This window comes from Burkholderia sp. LA-2-3-30-S1-D2 (assembly GCF_001523915.2).
In the GTDB taxonomy this organism is placed as follows: Bacteria; Pseudomonadota; Gammaproteobacteria; order Burkholderiales; family Burkholderiaceae; genus Burkholderia; species Burkholderia diffusa.
This window is the reverse complement of record NZ_CP013384.1, coordinates 883088-903606: the sequence shown is the minus strand read 5'-3', so window position 1 is coordinate 903606 and position 20519 is coordinate 883088. Positions and strand designations below refer to the sequence as shown.

20 protein-coding genes, 1 tRNA gene and 1 other RNA gene are annotated in these 20519 nt (G+C 66.7%); 11 read left to right on the top strand and 11 right to left on the bottom strand.

The features are described 5' to 3' along the window. Positions 1-77 precede the first annotated feature (77 nt). The 3 genes from ssrS to WS66_RS16830 all read left to right on the top strand — a co-directional run bounded on the left by ssrS (position 78) and on the right by WS66_RS16830 (position 1739). Positions 78-259: non-coding RNA, 6S RNA (ssrS, locus tag WS66_RS16840), on the top strand. A gap of 69 nt (positions 260-328) precedes the next feature. After that, entirely contained in the window at positions 329-790 is a 462-nt protein-coding gene (locus WS66_RS16835) for an EVE domain-containing protein (RefSeq protein WP_059603800.1), read from the top strand. 208 nt (positions 791-998) lie between these two features. Further along, entirely contained in the window at positions 999-1739 is a 741-nt protein-coding gene (locus WS66_RS16830) for an SIMPL domain-containing protein (protein WP_059603803.1), read from the top strand. 174 nt (positions 1740-1913) lie between these two features. Here the strand turns inward: WS66_RS16830 and lgt are convergent, their stop codons facing one another. Both lgt and WS66_RS16820 read right to left on the bottom strand, forming a co-directional pair. Further along, entirely contained in the window at positions 1914-2804 is an 891-nt protein-coding gene (gene lgt, locus WS66_RS16825) for a prolipoprotein diacylglyceryl transferase (RefSeq protein WP_059603806.1), read from the bottom strand. An 89-nt stretch (positions 2805-2893) separates the two neighbouring features. Continuing rightward, on the bottom strand, positions 2894-3811 hold the full coding sequence (locus tag WS66_RS16820) for a LysR substrate-binding domain-containing protein (protein ID WP_059603809.1): 918 nt from the start codon (positions 3809-3811) through the stop codon (positions 2894-2896). 135 nt (positions 3812-3946) lie between these two features. On the opposite strand from WS66_RS16820, the gene ilvD reads away from it, so the two are divergent. Then, positions 3947-5620, top strand: coding sequence for a dihydroxy-acid dehydratase (gene ilvD, locus WS66_RS16815; protein WP_059603812.1), 1674 nt, complete (start codon positions 3947-3949; stop codon positions 5618-5620). Positions 5621-5745: 125 nt separating this feature from the next. Next, complete coding sequence (locus WS66_RS16810; protein ID WP_059603815.1) at positions 5746-6075, top strand: c-type cytochrome; 330 nt, start codon at positions 5746-5748, stop codon at positions 6073-6075. A 143-nt stretch (positions 6076-6218) separates the two neighbouring features. Here WS66_RS16810 and WS66_RS16805 read toward each other — a convergent pair whose 3' ends face one another. The 3 genes from WS66_RS16805 to WS66_RS16795 are packed head-to-tail and all read right to left on the bottom strand — an operon-like array spanning position 6219 to position 8896. Continuing rightward, positions 6219-6908, bottom strand: a complete 690-nt coding sequence (locus tag WS66_RS16805; RefSeq protein WP_059603818.1) for a DUF2486 family protein — start codon at positions 6906-6908, stop codon at positions 6219-6221. Positions 6909-6933: 25 nt separating this feature from the next. Then, entirely contained in the window at positions 6934-7350 is a 417-nt protein-coding gene (locus WS66_RS16800; protein WP_059603821.1) for a DNA polymerase III subunit chi, read from the bottom strand. 34 nt (positions 7351-7384) lie between these two features. Then, a complete protein-coding gene (locus WS66_RS16795; RefSeq protein WP_059603825.1) occupies positions 7385-8896 on the bottom strand; it encodes a leucyl aminopeptidase in 1512 nt (503 codons plus the stop codon). 122 nt (positions 8897-9018) lie between these two features. Here WS66_RS16795 and lptF point away from each other — a divergent pair, with 122 nt between their 5' ends. The 3 genes from lptF to WS66_RS16780 are packed head-to-tail and all read left to right on the top strand — an operon-like array spanning position 9019 to position 11671. Next, positions 9019-10110, top strand: a complete 1092-nt coding sequence (lptF, locus tag WS66_RS16790) for an LPS export ABC transporter permease LptF (protein ID WP_059603829.1) — start codon at positions 9019-9021, stop codon at positions 10108-10110. A 3-nt stretch (positions 10111-10113) separates the two neighbouring features. After that, the gene (lptG, locus tag WS66_RS16785) at positions 10114-11262 is read left to right on the top strand and encodes an LPS export ABC transporter permease LptG (RefSeq protein WP_059603833.1); all 1149 of its coding nucleotides are present in this window, start codon (positions 10114-10116) and stop codon (positions 11260-11262) included. A 25-nt stretch (positions 11263-11287) separates the two neighbouring features. Continuing rightward, positions 11288-11671, top strand: coding sequence for a sirohydrochlorin chelatase (locus tag WS66_RS16780; RefSeq protein WP_059603835.1), 384 nt, complete (start codon positions 11288-11290; stop codon positions 11669-11671). Positions 11672-11750: 79 nt separating this feature from the next. On the opposite strand, the gene cobA is transcribed toward WS66_RS16780, so the two are convergent. The 6 genes from cobA to WS66_RS16750 all read right to left on the bottom strand — a co-directional run bounded on the left by cobA (position 11751) and on the right by WS66_RS16750 (position 17940). Next, positions 11751-12500: a uroporphyrinogen-III C-methyltransferase gene (cobA, locus tag WS66_RS16775; protein ID WP_059603840.1), complete on the bottom strand. Its 750-nt coding sequence runs from the start codon at positions 12498-12500 to the stop codon at positions 11751-11753. A gap of 75 nt (positions 12501-12575) precedes the next feature. After that, positions 12576-13892, bottom strand: coding sequence for a sulfate adenylyltransferase subunit 1 (locus WS66_RS16770; RefSeq protein ID WP_059603843.1), 1317 nt, complete (start codon positions 13890-13892; stop codon positions 12576-12578). Positions 13893-13914: 22 nt separating this feature from the next. Then, positions 13915-14877 (bottom strand): sulfate adenylyltransferase subunit CysD, encoded by a 963-nt coding sequence (gene cysD / locus WS66_RS16765; RefSeq protein ID WP_059603846.1) that lies wholly within the window; start codon positions 14875-14877, stop codon positions 13915-13917. A 75-nt stretch (positions 14878-14952) separates the two neighbouring features. Next, the gene (locus WS66_RS16760; protein ID WP_059603849.1) at positions 14953-15696 is read right to left on the bottom strand and encodes a phosphoadenylyl-sulfate reductase; all 744 of its coding nucleotides are present in this window, start codon (positions 15694-15696) and stop codon (positions 14953-14955) included. Then, entirely contained in the window at positions 15693-16235 is a 543-nt protein-coding gene (locus tag WS66_RS16755) for a DUF934 domain-containing protein (RefSeq protein ID WP_059603852.1), read from the bottom strand. The genes WS66_RS16760 and WS66_RS16755 overlap by 4 nt, the downstream gene beginning before the upstream one ends. Positions 16236-16260: 25 nt before the next feature. Further along, a complete protein-coding gene (locus WS66_RS16750) occupies positions 16261-17940 on the bottom strand; it encodes a nitrite/sulfite reductase (protein ID WP_059603855.1) in 1680 nt (559 codons plus the stop codon). Positions 17941-18154: 214 nt separating this feature from the next. Here WS66_RS16750 and WS66_RS16745 point away from each other — a divergent pair, with 214 nt between their 5' ends. The 3 genes from WS66_RS16745 to WS66_RS16735 all read left to right on the top strand — a co-directional run bounded on the left by WS66_RS16745 (position 18155) and on the right by WS66_RS16735 (position 20495). Beyond that, a complete protein-coding gene (locus tag WS66_RS16745) occupies positions 18155-19096 on the top strand; it encodes a CysB family HTH-type transcriptional regulator (RefSeq protein WP_009689198.1) in 942 nt (313 codons plus the stop codon). A 64-nt stretch (positions 19097-19160) separates the two neighbouring features. Beyond that, positions 19161-20318 (top strand): ABC transporter substrate-binding protein, encoded by a 1158-nt coding sequence (locus WS66_RS16740; protein ID WP_059603858.1) that lies wholly within the window; start codon positions 19161-19163, stop codon positions 20316-20318. Positions 20319-20410: 92 nt separating this feature from the next. After that, positions 20411-20495: transfer RNA gene (locus WS66_RS16735), tRNA-Leu, on the top strand. Positions 20496-20519 lie beyond the last annotated feature (24 nt).

Below are 20519 nucleotides of genomic sequence, written 5' to 3'. Positions count from 1 at the left end.
TTGATCGATGCGTCGATTCCCCTTGATCTCGGCGATCAACGGTGGTCAAATTGGCGCAACGAAACACAGTTCAGTCAGCTTCCCTGCCTGGTTCGCCAAGGTCATATATTCCTTGAACCAATGCCATGTGCACGGTTGCGGAAATTTGTAGCACGGGCGCGCGCGTCACTCTGTCTGATGTACCCGAAGTGCTGCTAACTGCGACCAATTCTGAACCCCAGGTTCAGGATGCCGGCCTAGCGGCCAAGGCGGGGGCCTATCCAACGGCATCGGGGATCCCCGATGCCGTTTCCTTTTGTAGCAGCCCTTTCTGCGTCGATTACGATCCATGCAATACTGGCTGATGAAGTCCGAACCGGACGAAGCAAGCATCGACGATCTCGCGCACGCACCGCAGCACTCGCTGCCATGGACCGGCGTGCGCAACTATCAGGCGCGCAATTTCATGCGCGACACGATGAAGATCGGCGACGGCGTGCTGTTCTATCACTCGAGCTGCCCTGAGCCGGGCATCGCGGGCCTCGCCGAAGTCTCGTCGACGCCCTACCCCGACCCCACCCAGTTCGATCCGAAAAGCCCGTATTACGATCCGAAGTCGACGCAGGAAGCACCGCGCTGGCTGCTCGTCGACGTGCGCTTCGTGAAGAAGTCGCCGCTCGTGCCGCTCGCCGCATTGCGCGAGCATGACGAACTCGCCGACATGCGCGTGCTCGCACGCGGCAATCGGCTGTCGATCACGCCCGTCACGCGCGCCGAGTGGCGCTTCATCACCGAAAGGCTGATGAAGTAGGCACACGCAGTCGCGGCACGCACAACAAACACACGGCAAAGGTCAAATCCCGTCAAGACGCGCCGCCGCCACGGAACTCGCGACGCGTTCGTGCGGCCTAAGCAACCGCTGTCGCCCGATCGGGACGACGGCCGTTTTTTCGTCGCGCGGTACGCCCGCGTCGCGCACGCGTGACCCGCATGCGCGCCCTCGCACAAGGAGTCCAACAATGACCAAGAAATCCGCACTCGCGCTGTCGCTCGCCCTCGCCGCCGCCGTGCCCGTCGCGCTGACGCTCGCGTCACCAGCCGCGCACGCGCAGACCGCGAACCCGCACTTTCCGGAACCGGCGGGCGTACTGTCGCTGTCGTCGCAGGCCAGCGCCGACGTGCCGCAGGACATCATCCACATCACGCTGTTCTACGAACAGCAGGCGAAGGACCCGGGCAGCCTGACGTCCGCGCTCAACCAGCGGGCCGACGCGGCGCTCGCGCAGGCGAAGGGCGTATCGGGCGTCACCGCGCACACCGGTGCGTTCTCCGTGTATCCGAGCACCGATCGCGACGGCAAGATCTCCGCATGGCGCGGCCGTACCGAAGTCGTGCTCGAATCGCGCGATTTCGCGGCGGCGTCCAAGCTCGCGGGCCAGCTGTCGAACCAGATGCAGGTCGCGAACGTCGAGTTCTCGCTGTCGCCCGAAGCACAGCGCACGGCCGAGCAGAAGCTCACGACCGAAGCGATCAAGTCGTTCCGCGCGCGCGCGGACGAAGCCGCGAAGGCCTTCGGCTACAACAGCTACTCGATCCGCGACGTGAACGTCGGCGGCAGCCGCAACGTGCAGCCGTACCCGCGCATGCTGGCGATGGCCGCGGCACCGACGGACAGCGCGAAGATGAGCGCGCCGATCTCGGTCGAAGGCGGCAAGGCGACCGTATCGGTCACGGTCAACGGCTCGGTGCAGATGAAGTAACGCAAGTCGCGCAACGCACGGCAGATGCGAAAACGCCGGCCTTCGGGCCGGCGTTTTTCGTTCGAGAGCCTGCGATCGATGCGCACGCCGATCGTGCGCATCCGCATCGCATCACGCATCACGCGTCATGCGTCACACAGCCCGCGCGTGACGCAACCGCATGACGCGGCAACATCACGCCGCCACGCTCGCCGCGCGGCGACGGTACGCCCACACCAGCAGCGCGATGCCCGCGAGAATCATCGGCAGCGACAGCCACTGCCCCATCGACAGGCCGAGGGCAAGCAGGCCGAGGAAGTCGTCCGGTTCACGCGCGAATTCAACCGTGAAGCGCGCGAGCCCGTAGCCGATCAGGAATAGCGCGGATATCGCGCCCATCGGCCGCGGCTTGCGCGAGAAGAAGAAGAGCACGAAGAACAGCGCAATGCCTTCGAGTGCGATTTCGTAGAGCTGCGAAGGATGGCGCGGCAACATCTGGTACTGCATGAACACGTCGGCGAGATGCCACTTCTCGACGAGCGCCGGATGCCTCGGCAGCCACGCCGCGTCGTCACGCATCGCACCCGGGAACAGCATCGCCCACGGCGCGCTCGGATCGGTCACGCGGCCCCACAGCTCGCCGTTGATGAAGTTGCCGAGCCGCCCGGCCGCGAGCCCCGTCGGCACCATCGGCGCGACGAAATCGGTGACCTGCAGCCAGTGACGCTTGCGCTGCCACGCGAACAGGGCCATCGCGAGCGTCACGCCGAGGAAGCCGCCGTGGAAGGACATTCCGCCTTCCCACACCTTGAACACGTCGAGTGGATGCGAGAAGTAGAAGTCGGCCTTGTAGAACAGCACGTAGCCGAGCCGGCCACCGAGCACGGTGCCGAGCACGCCGTAGAACATCATGTCGTCGATGTCCTTGGCGGTCCAGCCCTGCGCGGCGACGTACGGCAGCTTCAGGCGGATCCGGCCGACGACGATCGCCGCGATGAAGCCGACGAGATACATGAGGCCGTACCAGCGCACGGCCAGCGGCCCGAGATGGATCGCTACGGGGTCGAAATTCGGGTGAATGATCATGGGTTAGCGATGAAGTTTTCGAATGCGGTACGGCGCTCGCACAGGCGCCGCACCGCGCATTGGACGGCGCTGGCGCGCCATCGTTCGCATCATGCGGCAAGACCGTGCGCGCGCACGACGTCGATGAAGCCGGCGAGCACCGGGCTGACATCGCCCGTGCGCCACACGAGGCCAGTCTCGACGACCGGTGCGTCGCCGGCGAGCGGCCGATAGACCACGCCGGTGCGCCGCAGGTTACGCAACGACTGCGGCACCAGTGCGACGCCCATGCCGGCCGATACGAGGCTGACGATCGTCTGCATCTGGATTGCCTCCTGGCCGATGCGCGGGGTTTCCCCCGCCGCGCCGTAGCAGCCCGTAATGATGTCATAAAAGCCGGGCGCCAAACGACGCGGGAAGATGACGAGCGGCAGCGCGGACAGCTCGGCCAGATGCACGGGTTCGTCTTCGGGCACGCCGGGGGCCCCGGCCGCCGGCATCGCGACCACCAGCGGCTCGCGCACGACCGGCAGGTACGACAGCCCCGCCGCGTGGCGCGGCGGCACCGGCGGAATCACGAGCCCCGCGTCGATGCGGCCGGCGACGAGTTCGTCGATCTGCACGTCGCTCGTCGCTTCAGCGAGCTGCAGCCGCACGTGCGGATAGCGCGCGCCGAACGCGCGCAGCAGCGACGGCAGCAGCCCGTAATCGGCGGTCGACACGAACGCGAGCGACAACGAACCGGCTTCGCCGCGCGCGAGACGCCTCGCGAGCGGCGGCAGCGCGTCAGCCGACGCGAGCAGCCGGCGGACGTCGGGCAGCAGCGCCGCGCCGACCGCCGTCAGCGCGACCGAGCGCTTGGTACGCGCGAACAGCGCGACGCCGAGCGCCTCCTCCAGCGCCCGGATCGCCTGCGACAGCGGCGGCTGCGTCATCGACAGGCGCTCGGCCGCGCGGCCGAAATGGCGCTCGTCGGCAACGGTCACGAAATAGCGCCACTGGCGCAGATCGGGCGTCGGGTCGGCCATGTCTCACTCATTCGCAAAACGACTTAATAATCGACAAATAATATATTGGACATTCCAAACTGGAAACTCCATTCTTGATTGATCCGAACCGGCGCGCCGTTCGCGGGAGTCGCCAATACAACGATGGAGTCCCCCATGCCGTACAACCGTCGCTCGAAGCACATCACGCAAGGCGTGGCCCGTTCGCCGAATCGCTCGATGTATTACGCCCTCGGCTACCAGAAGGACGATTTCGACAAGCCGATGATCGGCATCGCGAACGGCCACTCGACGATCACGCCGTGCAACTCGGGCCTGCAGCGGCTGTCGGACGCGGCCGTCGCGGCCGTGAAGGCGGCCGATGCGAACCCGCAGATCTTCGGCACGCCGACGATCTCGGACGGCATGTCGATGGGCACCGAGGGCATGAAGTATTCGCTCGTGTCGCGCGAAGTGATCGCCGACTGCATCGAGACCTGCGTGCAGGGCCAGTGGATGGACGGCGTGGTGGTGGTCGGCGGCTGCGACAAGAACATGCCGGGCGGGATGATCGCGCTCGCGCGCCTGAACGTGCCGGGCATCTACGTGTACGGCGGCACGATCCGGCCCGGCCACTGGAAGGGCCGCGACCTGACGATCGTGTCGTCGTTCGAGGCGGTCGGCGAGTTCACCGCGGGCCGGATGTCGCAGGAAGATTTCGAGGGTGTCGAGCAGAACGCGTGTCCGACGTCGGGGTCGTGCGGCGGGATGTACACCGCGAACACGATGAGCTCGTCGTTCGAGGCGCTCGGCATGTCGCTGATGTATTCGTCGACGATGGCGAACCCCGATCAGGAGAAGGTCGACTCGGCCGCCGAATCGGCACGCGTGCTGGTCGAGGCCGTGAAGCGCGACCTGAAGCCGCGCGACATCATCACGAAGGCGTCGATCGAGAACGCGGTGTCGCTGATCATGGCGACCGGCGGCTCGACCAACGCGGTGCTGCACTATCTGGCGATCGCGCACGCGGCCGAGATCGACTGGACGATCGACGACTTCGAGCGCATCCGCAAGCGCGTGCCGGTGATCTGCGACCTGAAGCCGTCGGGCCAGTACGTGGCGACCGACCTGCACCAGGCCGGCGGCATCCCGCAGGTGCTGCGGATCCTGCTCGATGCGGGGTTGCTGCACGGCGACTGCATGACGATCACCGGCCGCACGATCGCCGAGGAGCTGAAGGACGTGCCGGGCGTACCGCGCGCGGACCAGAAGGTGATCTTCCCGATCGACCGCGCGCTATACAAGGAAGGGCATCTCGCGATCCTGAAGGGCAACCTCGCGCAAGACGGTGCGGTCGCGAAGATCACCGGCCTGAAGAACCCGGTGATCACGGGCCCGGCGCGCGTGTTCGACGACGAGCAAAGCGCGATGGACGCGATCCTCGGCGACCGGATCCGCGCAGGCGACGTGCTGGTGCTGCGCTATCTCGGTCCACAGGGCGGCCCCGGCATGCCGGAAATGCTCGCGCCGACGTCGGCGATCATCGGCAAGGGGCTCGGCGAATCGGTCGGCTTCATCACCGACGGCCGCTTCTCGGGCGGCACCTGGGGGATGGTGGTCGGGCACGTCGCGCCCGAGGCCTTCGTCGGCGGCACGATCGCGCTCGTGCAGGAAGGCGACTCGATCACGATCGATGCGCACCGGCTCGTGCTGCAGCTGAACGTCGACGACGCCGAGCTCGCGCGCCGGCGCGCCGCGTGGAAGCAGCCGGCGCCGCGCTATACGCGCGGCGTGCTCGCCAAGTACGCGGCCCTCGCCCGCCCGGCGAACAAGGGTGCCGTCACCGGCTGATGCGGCACGCAGGTCATGCGACCCCATTGCAGACGGACGCCGGGGAAACGCGCAAAACGCGCATTCCCTTTGCTTTTATAATGCGCGGACCGTGAAGCCGGCCGTTCCCGCCGGCGGAGAACCGCATGAAACAGACGATATCGCGCGCGCTGCTCGTGGCGCTGCTGACCGGCGGCGCGGCGGCGGCACACGCCGACCAGGCCAGCGACGGACTGGTGCTCGCGCAGCGCAAGAACTGCATGGCCTGCCATGCGGTCGGCAAGCCGTTGATGGGCCCGTCGTTCCACGACATCGCGGGCAAGTACGCGGCACGCGCCGACGCCGTCGATTACCTCGCGCAATCAATCGTGAAGGGCAGCGTCGGGGTGTGGGGCGGCGTGCCGATGCCCGCCAATACGCAGCTGACGAGCGTCGAGGCGCACACGCTCGCGCAGTGGGTGCTGTCGCTCCACTGAGTTGGATGACCGGGCGCGTGCACGCGCGCCGCGCCTGGCACCCGGCACGATTCCATGCCTCTCGTTGCAACCGGATCGGCGATCGTCAGCGACGACGATCGGAGCCGCGCCCGCGGCGCCAGCGCACGACACTCGCCGTGCGCTCAGCCTGAACGCCCCGTCCGGCGGCGAGCGATCTCTTCGTCGACCGCGTCGCGAACCCATTCCATCACTTCGGTTTCGAGCGCCAGCGCCACTTCGCGCGTGATCTGGCCGACCAGCCAGGCCGTATGGTCGTGCAGCGCGTCGCGGCAGCGTGCCTCGATGGCCTCGCGCCCTTCCCCGGTCAGATAATTCGTCAGCCGATTGCGCAGACGCTCGGCGATATGGTGCGCGTCCTCCGGTGTCAGCGCGGCGGCCGCACGCGACTCCGGGAGCGCTGCGCGAGCAGGATGATCGGTGGCCAGCCCGTCGGCAGCCGGTGCGCCCGCGTGGGACGGCATCGCTTCACCGGGCTCGCGCGGCGTCGCGGCAACGCCGGCCTGCTGCCCCTCGTCATCGGCCAGCGCGGAGCGCAACGGCGCCTGCGCCGCAGCCGATTCCTCGGCGACGACGTGTCCGGCGGCACCGGGTTGCGCCGGCGCATCGCTGTCGCCCGGCAGTTCGACGGTCGGGACGTCCGGCGTCGGCACCGGCTCGACCACGACGAATTCGGGGTCGGTTCCCGTGCGCTCCGGCGCGGCGGCATCGTCGCGCGGCGGCACATCGGTCGCGGGCGAACGCGCCGGCACCGGCTTGCCCGGCACCAGCACGTCGGTCAGCGTCGGGATCGAAGAGGATTCGGCTTGTGTCACGGGGACGCTCCGTCGACGGTTTCGGCTAGCTGCCTTGCTTGTAGTTGTTCAGCGCGTATCCGCGATCGCGGTAGAAGCGGTAGCGGTCGCGGCCCGCGGCCAGTTCGTCCGGCGCATTGCCGACCACCTCGAGCAGGCGTTCGAAGCGCGCGAACTGCGCGGGCACGGCCGCGCCGAGGTTCAGCAGCACGTGGTGATGCGGCGCCTGGTCGAGATCAGCGGTCAGCACGATCGGCGTGCCGGCCGCATGCGCGCTGTCGACGCCGCAGTGCGGAATGAAATCGAGCGGCGAGAACGTCCAGAGCTGCTCGTCGAGCGCGCGCAGGCGCGCGGGTTCCGCGAGCACGACGACCGGCTGCCCGGCCTGGTAGGCCTTGCGCAGCAGCCGGCACGCGTACGCGAGCGAATCGCCGACGTTCGAATGGAAATCGATTCGCGTCATTGCCCGCGCACCCGCATCGTCGTGAGACCTGCCATCACTGGCCGGCGCGGTCGATCAGGAACTGCGCGAGCAGCGGCACCGGACGGCCGGTCGCACCCTTCGCCGCGCCGCCCTTCCACGCCGTGCCGGCGATGTCCAGGTGCGCCCAAGGATAGCTGTCGGTGAAGCGCGACAGGAAGCACGCCGCAGTCACGGCGCCGGCCGGACGCCCGCCGATGTTCGCGATGTCCGCGAAATTCGACTTCAGCTGATCCTGGTATTCGTCGTCGAGCGGCATGCGCCACGCCGGGTCGTTCGCTTCGCGCGAGGCGTCGAGCAGCTCGCCCGCGAGTGCATCGTCCTTCGAGAACAGGCCGCTGTTGTGCCCGCCGAGCGCGATCACGCAAGCGCCCGTCAGCGTCGCCACGTCGATCACCGCCGCGGGCTTGAAGCGTTCCGCATAAGTGAGCGCGTCGCACAGGATCAGGCGGCCCTCGGCGTCGGTGTTGAGCACCTCGATCGTCAGCCCCTTCATGCTGGTGACGATGTCGCCCGGCTTCGTCGCGTTGCCGCCCGGCATGTTCTCGCAGGTCGGCACGATCGCGACGACGTTGATCTTCAGGCCCATTTCGGCGACTGCACGCATCGTGCCGAGCACCGAGCCCGCGCCGCACATGTCGTACTTCATCTCGTCCATGCCCTCGCCCGGCTTCAGCGAGATGCCGCCCGTGTCGAACGTGATGCCCTTGCCGACCAGCACGACCGGCGCGGCCTTCGCGGCGGCGCCCTGGTAATGCAGCACGATGAACTGCGGCGGCTCGACCGACGCGCGCGCGACCGACAGGAACGAGCCCATCTTGAGCGCCTGGATCTGCTTCAGGCCGAGCACCTCGACCTTCAGACCCCAATCCTTCGCGATCTTCTTCGCGGTATCGCCGAGATAGGTCGGCGTGCACACGTTGCCGGGCAGGTTGCCGAGGTCGCGCGTGAGGTCCATCCCGTTCGCCAGCGCGACGGCCTGCTTGGCTGCCAGCTTCGCGACCTTTTCATCGGCCGGATTGACGCTGAACACGACGCGCTTGAGCGCATGCGACGCCGGTTCCGGCTTGCTCTTCATCTGCGTGAAGCGGTAGGTCTCGTTGCGCAGCGCGAGAATCGCCGCACGCACGCCCCAGTCGGAGCCGCGCTCGTCGACCGGCAGTTGCGCGAGCGTGAACGTGACCTGCACGACCTTGGTCGCCAGCAGCGCGCGCCATGCGGCCGTCGCCGCGTCGTTGTAGGCTTTCTGATTGAAAGCATCCTGCTTGCCGAGGCCGACGAGCAGCACGCGCGACGCACCGATGCCCGATACCTCGTGCAGGAACAGCGTCTTGCCGCGCTTGCCGTCCATGTCGCCGGCCTTCACCACGCGCGAGATCAGCCCCTTGGTGGCCGTGTCGATGTCGAGCGCCGCGCCCGAGAGAGTCTGCGCCTCGAAGATGCCGAGCACGATGCAGTCGGACTTCCCGGTCAGGAACCCCTTGGCCTCGCCTTTGCTCCAATCACAGCCTTTTATGCTAAAGTCCATCGCGCTTGTCCTCGGATAAAATCTGGGCTAAGGATGAAAGCCGCAATTATCCGCTATTTTTCCCGTGGCGGCGCGAGCGCTCCACCACGCGTGCGCAGCCTCCCGCCCTCTTCTCATCAAGAATGATCTTCGAACGCTCCCTCCAGCGCGAGCTTGCGTATACGGCTGGCGCCGTGTTCATGGTGCTGCTCACGATCATGCTCACGACGATGATGATCCGCATCGTCGGCTATGCCGCGTCCGGCGAAATCGATCCGCGCGACGTGCTCGTGCTGATCGGCCTGACCGTGATCGGCTATCTCGCCGTGATGCTCGTCGTCACGCTGTTCGTGTCGATCCTGTTCGTGCTGACCCGGTGGTACCGGGACTCCGAAATGGTCGTCTGGCTCGCGTCGGGCGTGAGCCTCACGCGCCTGATCAAGCCGATCGGCGTGTTCGCCACGCCGATCGTCCTGCTGATCGCGTTCTTCGCGTTCGTCGGCTGGCCGTGGTCGAACCAGCAGAGCAAGATGATCAAGGCGCGCTTCCAGCAGCGCGACGAGATCTCGCTACTCGCGCCAGGCCAGTTCCGCGAATCGGCGTCGAACCATCGCGTGTTCTTCATCGAGAAGATGTCGCCGGACCAGAGCAAGGTGCAGAACGTGTTCGTCACGTCGACCGAGAACGGCAAGGTCAACGTCGTGGTATCGCACACGGGCCACACGGAAACGAAGGACGGCGATCGCTTCGTCGTACTGGAGGACGGCCGCCGCTACGACGGCACACCCGGCCAGCCGAACTTCAAGATCATGGAGTTCCAGCGCTACGGCGTGAAGATCACGAGCACGCCGGTCACCAACGTACCGACCACCAACAGCACGCCGACGCCCGACCTGCTGCGCAACCCGACGCGCGACAACCTCGCGGAATTCGCGTGGCGCGCGGGGCTGCCGCTGATCGCGATCAACCTGATGGTGCTCGGCATTCCGCTGTCGTACCAGAACCCGCGCCGCAGCCGCACGATCAACCTCGTGATGGCCGTGCTGATCTACCTCACGTACTCGAACCTGCTGAACGTCGTGCAGTCGCAGATCGAGCAGGGCAAGATGTCGTTCGGCGTCGGCCTCGTCGGGCTGCACCTGGTCGTCGCGGCGATCGTCGCGTTCATCTTCTGGTTGCGCGTGCGCAATCGTCCGCTGTTTACACGCGCGCTGTTCGGCCGCTCGGGAGCATGATCGATGCGGCTCTATGAAAAATACTTCGCGCGGCAGATCTACGTCACGTTCGTCTTCATCCTGTTCGCGTTCTCGGGCCTGTTCTTCTTCTTCGACCTGATCAGCGAACTGAACTCGGTCGGGCACGGCAACTACAAGTTCGGCTACGCGGTGCTGCGCGTCGCGCTGCAGACCCCGTCGCGCTTCTACGAGATCATTCCGGTCGCCGCGCTGATCAGCGCGATCTACGTGTTCGCGCAAATGGCGGCGAACTCGGAATTCACGATCTTTCGCGTGTCGGGCCTCGCGACCAACCAGGCGCTGCGCTCGCTGCTGAAGATCGGCATTCCGCTCGTGATCATCACCTACCTGATCGGCGAATTCGTCGGCCCGTACGCCGACCAGCTGTCCGAACGCGTGCGACTGCAGGCGCTCGGTGCGTCGGTGTCGTCGAACTTCCAGTCGGGCGTGTGGGTGAAGGACACGCTCGCGGCCCGCGAGAACGGCGAGCAGGTCACGCGCTTCGTCAACGTCGGCAGCCTGTCGCCCGATTCGACGATCAGCAACGTGCGCATCTACGAATTCGACTCGAAATTCCAGCTGCAGAACGTGCGGATCGCGCAGACCGGCCGCTACGAGCCGCCCGGCCACTGGCTGCTCAAGGGCGTGACGGAAACCGAACTGACGCCGATCAAGCCGATCAGCGGCGAACCGGCCGACGCGCTGAACCCCGTATACCGGTCGCAGCAGGTGATGCTGCCCGAATACCGGCTGCGCTCGGACCTGACGCCGCAGATCCTGTCGGTGCTGCTCGTGTCGCCGGAACGGATGTCGCTCATCAACCTGTTCCGCTACATCCAGCACTTGCGCGAAAACCAGCAGGACACGCAGCGCTACGACATCGCACTGTGGCGCAAGCTGCTCTACCCGTTCGCGGTGTTCGTGATGCTCGTGCTGTCGCTGCCGTTCGCGTACCTGCATACGCGAGCCGGCGTGGTCGGCGTGAAGGTGTTCGGCGGCATCATGCTCGGCATGAGCTTCCAGCTGCTCAACACACTGTTCTCGCACATCGGCACGCTGAACACGTGGCCCGCGCCGCTGACCGCGGCGACACCGGGCCTCATCTATCTCGCGCTCGGCCTGTTCGCGCTCAAGTGGGTCGACCGGCACTGAGCGCCGTCACGACGGAGGCTTCGACATGAGTTCGCACGGTATCGTCCTGTTCGGCCACGGCGCACGCGATCCGCGCTGGGCCGAGCCGTTCGAGCGGCTCGCCGCACGGCTGCGCGCGGCCGGCTCCCCTGCCCCGCACGTGTCGCTCGCGTTTCTCGAACTGATGACGCCGTCGCTCGATACGGCCGTTGCCGCGCAGGTCGCGGCCGGCTGCACGCGCATCACCGTGGTGCCCGTGTTCTTCGGCCAGGGCGGCCATGTGCGCCGCGACCTGCCGCAGCTCGTCGACGCGTGCCGTGCCGCGCATCCGGGCATCGAGATCCATTGCGCGACGGCCGTCGGGGAAGACGACGGCGTGCTCGATGCGATCGCACGCTACTGCATCGACCAGCTCGGCCGCGACGCATAAGCGAATCGTCGGCCCAAACAAAAAAGCGCTGGCTTCCGAAGCCAGCGCTTTTTTTGTGCCTGCAAACCACGCGTTCGACTCAAGCGGCGTCCTGCAGCGCATCGCCCTCTTTCACGCGCCGCACGCGTTCGGCGAACGCATCGCCGATCATCAGCAGGCTCGGTTCCGCAGGGTCGAGCCACGCCTGCGCGTCGCCCGCCGCCATCTGCGCAAGCGTGAGCGTCAGCGTGCGCTCGCGCACGGTGCTGCAGGCCTCGACGATCGCCACCGGCGTCGCGGGCGCACGGCCCGCGTCGATCAGTTCGCGGGCGATGCCCGGCGCGCTGTCGCGGCCCATGTAGTAGACGATCGAATCGGCGCGCGCGGCCTCGCGAATCTCGTCGCTGCCCGGTGCGCGGCTGTGCGTCGCGAACGCGACGCTGCGCGACACGCCGCGCAACGTCAGCGAGCGCTTCAGCGTCGCCGCGCCGGCCAGCGCCGCGGTGATGCCCGGCACGACCTCGTAATCGATGCCGGCCGCCTCGAGCGCGCGCATTTCTTCTTCGGCGCGACCGAACAGCATCGGATCGCCGCCCTTCAGGCGGACGACGCACGCATGCTCGCGCGCCGCGTCGACGATCTGCTTGTTGATGAAGTGCTGCGCCGTCGAACGCTGCCCGCAGCGCTTGCCGACCGCGATTTTCCGCGCGTTCGGCGCATGGTCGAGCATCGCCGGCTCGACGAGCGCGTCGTGCAGCACGACGTCGGCTTGCTCGAGCAGCCGCGCGCCGCGCACCGTGATGAGGTCCGCAGCGCCCGGCCCTGCTCCGATCAGATACACCTTGCCCATGTTTGTCGCTTCGCTTGTCCTGCTCGTGGACGGCAACCGGCGCGCGCCGCCCGCACGGGCGGCGCTCAACGCCGGTTATGCCGAGAACGCCCGGATCATGCCGGCGGCGACCGTATGATGCGTCGCCTCGTCGATCAGCACGAACGCGCCCGTGCCCGGGTGCGCGTCGTACGTGTCGCACACGATCGGCTTCTGCAGCGTCAGCGCCACGCGGCCGATGTCGTTCATCTTCAGTTCCTGGCGGTCGGTCGCGTGCGACAGCGTATGCACGTCGAGCACTTCCTTGACCGCGCCGATCTTCGCGAACACCGTGCTCGTGGTCTGCTTCAGCAGATACTTGCGGTGCGGCGACAGCGGCGTCTCGTCGAACCAGCACAGGTCCGCCTCGAGCTTCTTCGCCGGCGCGACCGTCTCGGCGGTCGTGACGAACATGTCGCCGCGCGACACGTCGACGTCCTGTTCAAGGCGAATCGTCACCGTCTGGCCCGCGAACGCGTGCGCAACCGACGCGGTGCCGCCCGGCACCGGCGCGACGATCTCCGCGATCGTCGCGGTGCGGTTCGACGGCAGCACGACGATTTCGTCGCCGACCTTCACCTCGCCCGACTCGATCCGGCCCATGTAGCCGCGGAAATCGTCGGCCGAGCTGCCGTCCTGGCGTGCGACCCACTGCACCGGGAAGCGCAGCGCGTCATGGGCCTGCGTCTCGACCGGCAGCGATTCGAGCACGTCGAGCAGCGGCTCGCCCGCATACCACGGCATGCGCTCGCTCGCGCCGACGATGTTGTCGCCCTTCAGCGCCGACACCGGCACGAAACGCACGTCTTTCAGGCCGAGCTGCTTCGCGAGCGCAACGTACGCATCGCGGATCTCGTTGAAGCGCGCTTCGCTGTAGTCGACGAGGTCCATCTTGTTGATCGCGACGATCACGTGCTGCAGCGCGAGCAGCTTCACGATCGCGCTGTGGCGCTTCGTTTGCGGCAGCAGCTCCGCAACGCCGTTCTCGACCGTCACGCGCGTCGCGTCGACCAGGATGATCGCCGCATGCGCGGTCGATGCGCCCGTCACCATGTTGCGCGTGTACTGCTCGTGGCCCGGCGTGTCGGCGATGATGAACTTGCGCTTCGCGGTCGCGAAGTAGCGGTATGCGACGTCGATCGTGATGCCCTGCTCGCGCTCGGCTTCGAGCCCGTCCGTCAGCAGCGCGAGGTCGATCTCGTCACCGACCGTGCGCTTGTTCTTCGCGCGCGACAGCGCGGACAGCTGGTCGGACAGCACGGCCTTGCTGTCGTACAGCAGGCGGCCGATCAGCGTGCTCTTGCCATCGTCGACGCTGCCCGCGGTGATGAAGCGCAACACGCCGAGGTCTTCGGTGTTCTCGATGATGCTCATGATGTGAATGTCCTCGTGTGCTTCAGAAATAACCTTGCTTCTTGCGCTGTTCCATCGCGGCTTCGGATGCCTGGTCGTCCATCCGGGTCGCGCCGCGTTCGGTGATCTCGGTCACCGCCGTCTCGGCGATGATCTTCTCGACGTCGTCCGCATCGCTCTCGACCGGGCACGTGCAGCTGATGTCGCCGACCGTGCGGAAGCGCACCTGCGCCAGTTCGCTCGTCTCGCCGTCACGCATCGGCGTGAGCGGCGTGACCGGCACGAGCAGACCGTTGCGGCGCACGATCTCGCGCTGGTGCGCGTAGTAGATCGACGGCAGTTCGAGGTTCTCGCGCGCGATGTATTGCCACACGTCGAGCTCGGTCCAGTTCGAGATCGGGAACACGCGCAGGTGCTCGCCCTTGTGCAGGCGTGCGTTGAACAGGCTCCACAGTTCCGGGCGCTGCGCCTTCGGATCCCACTGGCCGAATTCGTCGCGGAACGAGAAGATCCGCTCCTTCGCGCGCGCCTTCTCTTCGTCGCGGCGCGCACCGCCGATCAGCGCCGTATAGCCGTGCTGCTCGATCGTCTCGAGCAGCGTGACGGCCTGCGCGGCGTTGCGCGAATCGGTTTCGCGGCGCAGCACGACCGTGCCGCGCCGGATCGAATCCTCGACGTGACCGACCACCAGCTCGGCGCCCAGCTCTTGCGCACGGCGGTCGCGGAAGTCGATCACTTCCTCGTAGTTGTGGCCCGTGTCGATGTGCACGAGCGGGAACGGCAGCGTCGTCTTGCGGTTCGCGCCGAGGCCGAACGCCTTCAGCGCGAGGTGCAGCACGACGACCGAGTCCTTGCCGCCCGAGAACAACAGCGCCGGCTTGCTGCATTCGGCAACGAGTTCGCGCAGGATGTGGATCGACTCGGCTTCGAGCCAGTCGAGGTGGCCCATGCGGTCGTCGGCACCGGTGGGCGGGGCAAAGGCGGATTGCTCGAGCGTCGTGCTCATGATTTCAGTCCTTCTCTTCTGGGTTCGTGCCGCCCGCTGTCGCAGGCGGCGCAATATTCGGTTTCTTGTCGGCTTTCAGTGCGCGGCGCCGGCTTCGGCATTCGCGGGAATCGGCGTGATCGTGATGTGCAGCCCGCATTCCTTCGTGTCGCGCGACTCCCACCACCAGCGGCCCGCCCGGCTGTCCTCGCCGGGGCGGATCGCGCGCGTACACGGCTCGCAGCCGATGCTCGGGTAACCGCGCGCATGCAGCGGGTTGACCGGCACGTCGAACGCCTTCAGGTACGCCCATACGTCGGCTTCCGTCCAGTCGGCGAGCGGGTTGTACTTCGCGATCCCGCGCGCTTCGTCCTGCTCTTCCTCGTGCAGCTCGGCACGCGTGACCGACTGCTCGCGGCGCTGGCCCGTGACCCATGCGCCGACGTCGGCCAGCGCGCGGTTCAGCGGCTCGACCTTGCGGATGTGGCAGCACGACTTGCGCAGCTCGACGCTTTCGTACAACGCGTTCAGGCCGTGCTCGGCGACGTACTGGTCGACCGCGTCCTGGCGCGGGTGAAACTGCTCGATCTCGTAGCCGTAGCGCTCGCGCACGCGGTCGATCATGCCCACGGTTTCCGCGTGCAGGCGGCCGGTGTTCAGCGAGAAGATGCCGATCGACACCCCCTTCGACAGGATCGCGTGCGTGAGCAGCATGTCTTCCGCGGCGAGGCTGCTCGCGAACTTCACCTTCTCGTGGCGCGCGCCGATCTGCGCAAGCAGTGCGTCGAGGCGCTCGACCTTCGCGGCGAGTTCCGGCGTCAGTGCGGTCGCGGTGCTCATGCGCTCACCTTGGCGTCGGCCGCGGCGGCGCGGCGGCGGAACAGCGGTGCCGGCTCGTCGAACGCGCCCTGGTAACGCTGCGTGAATTCCGTGAACGCATTCAGCGCGTCGCGGATGTCCTTGTCGGCACGCACCGCGAATGCGTCGAAGCCGCAACGCGACATGTACAGCAACTGGTCACGCAGCACGTCACCGATCGCGCGCAGCTCGCCGGTCCAGCCGTGGCGCTCGCGCAGCAGGCGCGCGATGCTGTAGCCGCGGCCGTCCGCGAAGCGCGGGAAATCGACGGCGATCAGCGAGATCGCACCGAAGTCGGCCACGAGATCGGCCGGCTCGCTGTCCGGCGCGAGCCACACGCCGAGTTCGTCCTTCGTCTTCGCGGCGACGAGCGCCGCGCGCTCGGCCTGCCACAGGGCGAACGGCACCAGCACCTTGCCGGCCGGCAACGCGTCGACCGCGGGCAGCGCACCGTCTTCCGCCGCGCGCACGACCTGCCATGCGTCGTCGATCACTGCGCGGTTCTTGATAATCGAAGCCATCTGCAAATTCCTTCTAGCCGGTTGGTTACGCGTTCACTGCCTGGCGCGCTGCATACACGCGCTCCTTGAACGGTGCGATGCCGATGCGGTCGTACGTGTCGATGAAGCGCTCGCCGTCGATGCGTGCCTCGACGAACGTGTCGATCAGCTTCGCGATCACGTCCGGCACTTCCTCCGCGGAGAACGACGGCCCGATCACGCGGCCGAGGCGCGCGCCGTTGCGGCCCGTGCCCTGCTCGCCGCCAAGCGACACCTGGTACCACTCGGCACCGTCCTTGTCGACGCCGAGGATGCCGATGTTGCCGACGTGGTGGTGACCACACGAGTTCATGCAACCGGAAATGTTCAGCGACAGGTCGCCGAGGTCGTACACGTAGTCCAGATCGTCGAAACGTTGCTGGATCGCCAGCGCGATCGGGATCGACTTCGCGTTCGCGAGCGAGCAGAAATCGCCGCCCGGGCACGCGATGATGTCGGTCAGCAGGCCGACGTTCGGCGTCGCGAAACCGGCCGCCTTCGCCTTTTCCCACAGCGCGAACAGGTCGCGCTTCTTCACGTTGGCGAGGATCAGGTTCTGCTCGTGCGACACGCGCAGTTCGCCGAACGAGTACGCGTCGGCCCAGTCGGCCACCAGCTCCATCTGCGCGTCGGTCGCGTCGCCCGGGGCCACGCGGTGATCCTTCAGCGACAGCGTGACGGCGGCATAGCCCGGCACCTTGTGCGGCGCGACGTTGCGCTCGACCCAGCGCGCGAACGCCTTGTTCTCGAGCAGGTGCTGTTCGAACGACGCGTCGGTGTCGGCGAGTTTCTCGTAGACGGGAGGCTTGAAGTATTGCGACACGCGGTCGAGTTCGGCCTGCGTGAGCGTCGACGGGCCGTCCTTCAGGTGCTGCCACTCTTCCTCGACCTGCTGCGCGAACTTCGCGGGCGACAGCGCCTTCACGAGGATCTTGATACGCGCCTTGTACAGGTTGTCACGGCGACCGTAGCGGTTGTATACGCGCAGCACGGCTTCGCAGTAGGTCAGCAGGTGCTGCCACGGCAAGTCTTCCTTGATCACCGCGCCGACGATCGGCGTGCGGCCGAGACCGCCGCCCGCGAGGATGCTCGCGACCACTTCGCCCTGTGCGTTCTTCTTCAGGTACACGCCGAGGTCGTGGATCTGCACGGCCGCGCGATCGTCCTTCGAACCGGACACCGCGATCTTGAACTTGCGCGGCAGCCATGCGAATTCGGGATGGAACGTCGACCACTGGCGCAGGATTTCCGACCACGGACGCGGATCGATCTCCTCGTCCTGAGCGACGCCGGCGAACTGGTCGGCCGTGATGTTACGGATGCAGTTGCCCGACGTCTGGATCGCGTGCATCTGCACCGACGCGAGCTTCGCGAGGATCTCGGGCGTTTCCTCGAGCTGGACCCAGTTGAACTGGATGTTCGAGCGGGTCGAGAAGTGGCCGTAACCGCGGTCGTGTTCGCGGGCGATGCGCGCCAGCATGCGGAGTTGCTCGCTGCGCAGGTTGCCGTACGGAATCGCGATGCGGTGCATGTACGCGTGGCGCTGCATGTACAGGCCGTTCTGCAGGCGCAGCGGACGGAACTCGTCTTCGCTCAACTCGCCCGACAGGCGGCGGCGCACCTGATCGCGGTACTGCGCGACTCGCTCGTCGACGATCGTCTGGTCGTACTGGTCGTACTGATACATTCGGGGACCCCAGGGTTTTCGTGGTGACCGCGCGACGTCCTAGCCACGTCGCGCCCGAATCTCCGTTCCGCCGTCACCGCCACCACCCGCTGCCGGGTGGATTGCTAATGACGAAAACAGATATCCATATTTGAAAAACTCCGGTGAATCGTAATAAACTCGCCTTATATTTCAAACGACTAAAAAATTCTGTTGATATGCGGAAGGGTTATAAATGAACCTGCACCAATTTCGCTTCGTGCGCGAGGCCGTCCGGCAGAATTTCAACCTCACCGAGGCCGCCAAGGCGCTCTACACGTCGCAACCGGGGGTATCGAAGGCGATCATCGAGCTCGAGGACGAGCTGGGCGTGGAGATCTTCACGCGGCACGGCAAGCGCGTGCGCTCGCTCACCGAGCCGGGCAGGATCATCCTCGCGTCGGTCGAGCGGATTCTTCAGGAGGTTGAAAGCCTCAAAAGGGTCGGGAAGGATTATGCGGCACAGGATCAGGGCAACCTGACCATCGCGGCGACCCACACGCAGGCCCGCTACTCGCTGCCCGCCGCGATCGCCGAATTCAAGAAGCGCTTCCCGAAGGTGCACCTGTCGATCCTGCAGGGCAGCCCGACGCAGGTGGCCGAGATGGTGATCCACGACCAGGCCGATCTCGCGATCGCGACCGAGGCGATCGCCGACTACAAGGAACTCGTGTCGCTGCCCTGCTTCCAGTGGCACCACGCGGCCGTCGTGCCGGCCGACCATCCGCTGCTGGAGCGCAAGCCGGTCACGCTGGACGATCTGGCGCAGTATCCGCTGATTACGTACGACGACGCGTTCGCGGGCCGCAAGAAGATCAATCACGCTTTCGCGCTGCGCGGGCTGTCGCCGGACATCGTGCTCGAGGCGATCGACGCCGACGTGATCAAGACCTACGTCGAACTCGGCCTCGGCGTCGGGATCATGGCCGACATCGCGTTCAATCCCGAGCGCGACCGCAACCTGCGGCTGATCCCGGTCGGCCACCTGTTCGGCAGCAACGTGACGCGCGTCGCGCTCAAGCAGGGCGCCTACCTGCGCAGCTATGTGTATACGCTCGTCGAGCTGCTGTCGCCGACGCTGAACCGCAAGCTGATCGAACAGGCGCTCAAGGGCGAATCCGAATCGTACGAACTCTGAGCGGCGTGTATAACCACGGGGGCGCATATCGCGCCCCTTTTTGCTGTCCGACGGAGAATCCCGCATGACGCTTCCCGCCCTGTTGCGCCGCGCCGCCGGCGCCGCCCTCGTGCTCGCCTGCGCGGCCGCGCATGCCGACCTGAAGGTCGGCGTCGACCTGTCGTCGACCGGCCCGGCCGCCGCGATCGGCATCACCAGCAAGAACGCGATCCTGATGTGGCCCAAGACGATCGCCGGGCAGCCGCTGCAGGTGACGGTGCTCGACGACGCGTCCGACCCGGGCGCCGCCGTGCGCAACATCCGCAAGCTGGTCGACGAGGATCAAGTCGACGTCGTGGTCGGGCCGAACATCACGCCGGCTGCGCTCGCGGCGCTCGACGCGGTGGCGGCCGCGCAGACGCCGATGATCACGCTGGTCGGCTCCGGCGCGATCGTCGAGCCGCAGGAAGGCGCGCGGACCTGGGCATTCAAGATGGCGCAGAGCGATAGCGCGATGGCCGACGTGATGACGCGCTACATGGCCAACCACGGCGTGAAGACGGTCGGCTTCATTGGCTTCGCGGACAGCTACGGCGACAGCTGGCTGAATGAATTCACACGCTTCGCCGAAGTCCGCAAGATCCGCGTGATCGCGACGGAGCGCTTCAACCGCACCGACGCAAGCGTCACCGGCCAGGCGCTGAAGCTGATCGCGGCGAAGCCGGACGCGATCCTGATCGCGGGCTCGGGCACGCCGGCCGTGCTGCCGCAGCGCACGCTGATCGAGCGCGGCTACAAGGGCGCGATCTACCAGACGCACGGGATCGCGACGCCGGAATTCATCAAGCTCGGCGGCAAGGACGTCGACGGGACGCTGTTTCCGACCCAGCCGGTCGTCGTCGCGCGCACGCTGCCGGCAGACCATCCGGCCCGCAGGGCCGCGCTCGCGTTCGTCGATGCATATGAAGCGAAATACGGCGCCGGCACCGTCACGCAGTTCGCTGGCGACGCGGCGGGCGTGTACCCGCGCCTCGTCGACGCAGTCGGCCGCGCGCTCAAGGCCGCGCAGCCCGGCACACCGGCCTTCCGCGCGGCGCTGCGGCGCGAGCTCGAACGCGCGCACGAGCTCGTCGTGCCGAACGGCGTCGTCAACACCAGCAACAAGGATCATGTGGGGCTCGACCAACGCGCGAGCGTGATGGGGATCGTGAAGCACGGCCAGTTCGTCTATCTGAGCCAGTAACACGGCGGCGGCCGGAAAGCTTGCCCGGTGCCCCGTTTTCCGCCATAATTTGCGTTTCGCCGCGCACAATCGCATGCGCGGCCAGGATCAAAGCCCAGGTGGTGAAATTGGTAGACGCAGGGGACTCAAAATCCCCCGCCGCAAGGCGTGCCGGTTCGATTCCGGCCCTGGGCACCATGACATAGTTCCGGGAAGTTTCCG

What these genes read in the sequence shown, in the direction of transcription:
- WS66_RS16835 (WP_059603800.1), top strand. Translation starts at nt 329, where the DNA reads ATGCAATACTGGCTGATGAAGTCCGAACCGGACGAAGCAAGCATCGAC.
- WS66_RS16830 (WP_059603803.1), top strand. Translation starts at nt 999, where the DNA reads ATGACCAAGAAATCCGCACTCGCGCTGTCGCTCGCCCTCGCCGCCGCC.
- lgt (WP_059603806.1), bottom strand. Translation starts at nt 2,804, where the DNA reads ATGATCATTCACCCGAATTTCGACCCCGTAGCGATCCATCTCGGGCCG.
- WS66_RS16820 (WP_059603809.1), bottom strand. Translation starts at nt 3,811, where the DNA reads ATGGCCGACCCGACGCCCGATCTGCGCCAGTGGCGCTATTTCGTGACC.
- ilvD (WP_059603812.1), top strand. Translation starts at nt 3,947, where the DNA reads ATGCCGTACAACCGTCGCTCGAAGCACATCACGCAAGGCGTGGCCCGT.
- WS66_RS16810 (WP_059603815.1), top strand. Translation starts at nt 5,746, where the DNA reads ATGAAACAGACGATATCGCGCGCGCTGCTCGTGGCGCTGCTGACCGGC.
- WS66_RS16800 (WP_059603821.1), bottom strand. Translation starts at nt 7,350, where the DNA reads ATGACGCGAATCGATTTCCATTCGAACGTCGGCGATTCGCTCGCGTAC.
- WS66_RS16795 (WP_059603825.1), bottom strand. Translation starts at nt 8,896, where the DNA reads ATGGACTTTAGCATAAAAGGCTGTGATTGGAGCAAAGGCGAGGCCAAG.
- lptF (WP_059603829.1), top strand. Translation starts at nt 9,019, where the DNA reads ATGATCTTCGAACGCTCCCTCCAGCGCGAGCTTGCGTATACGGCTGGC.
- lptG (WP_059603833.1), top strand. Translation starts at nt 10,114, where the DNA reads ATGCGGCTCTATGAAAAATACTTCGCGCGGCAGATCTACGTCACGTTC.
- WS66_RS16780 (WP_059603835.1), top strand. Translation starts at nt 11,288, where the DNA reads ATGAGTTCGCACGGTATCGTCCTGTTCGGCCACGGCGCACGCGATCCG.
- cobA (WP_059603840.1), bottom strand. Translation starts at nt 12,500, where the DNA reads ATGGGCAAGGTGTATCTGATCGGAGCAGGGCCGGGCGCTGCGGACCTC.
- WS66_RS16770 (WP_059603843.1), bottom strand. Translation starts at nt 13,892, where the DNA reads ATGAGCATCATCGAGAACACCGAAGACCTCGGCGTGTTGCGCTTCATC.
- cysD (WP_059603846.1), bottom strand. Translation starts at nt 14,877, where the DNA reads ATGAGCACGACGCTCGAGCAATCCGCCTTTGCCCCGCCCACCGGTGCC.
- WS66_RS16760 (WP_059603849.1), bottom strand. Translation starts at nt 15,696, where the DNA reads ATGAGCACCGCGACCGCACTGACGCCGGAACTCGCCGCGAAGGTCGAG.
- WS66_RS16755 (WP_059603852.1), bottom strand. Translation starts at nt 16,235, where the DNA reads ATGGCTTCGATTATCAAGAACCGCGCAGTGATCGACGACGCATGGCAG.
- WS66_RS16750 (WP_059603855.1), bottom strand. Translation starts at nt 17,940, where the DNA reads ATGTATCAGTACGACCAGTACGACCAGACGATCGTCGACGAGCGAGTC.
- WS66_RS16745 (WP_009689198.1), top strand. Translation starts at nt 18,155, where the DNA reads ATGAACCTGCACCAATTTCGCTTCGTGCGCGAGGCCGTCCGGCAGAAT.
- WS66_RS16740 (WP_059603858.1), top strand. Translation starts at nt 19,161, where the DNA reads ATGACGCTTCCCGCCCTGTTGCGCCGCGCCGCCGGCGCCGCCCTCGTG.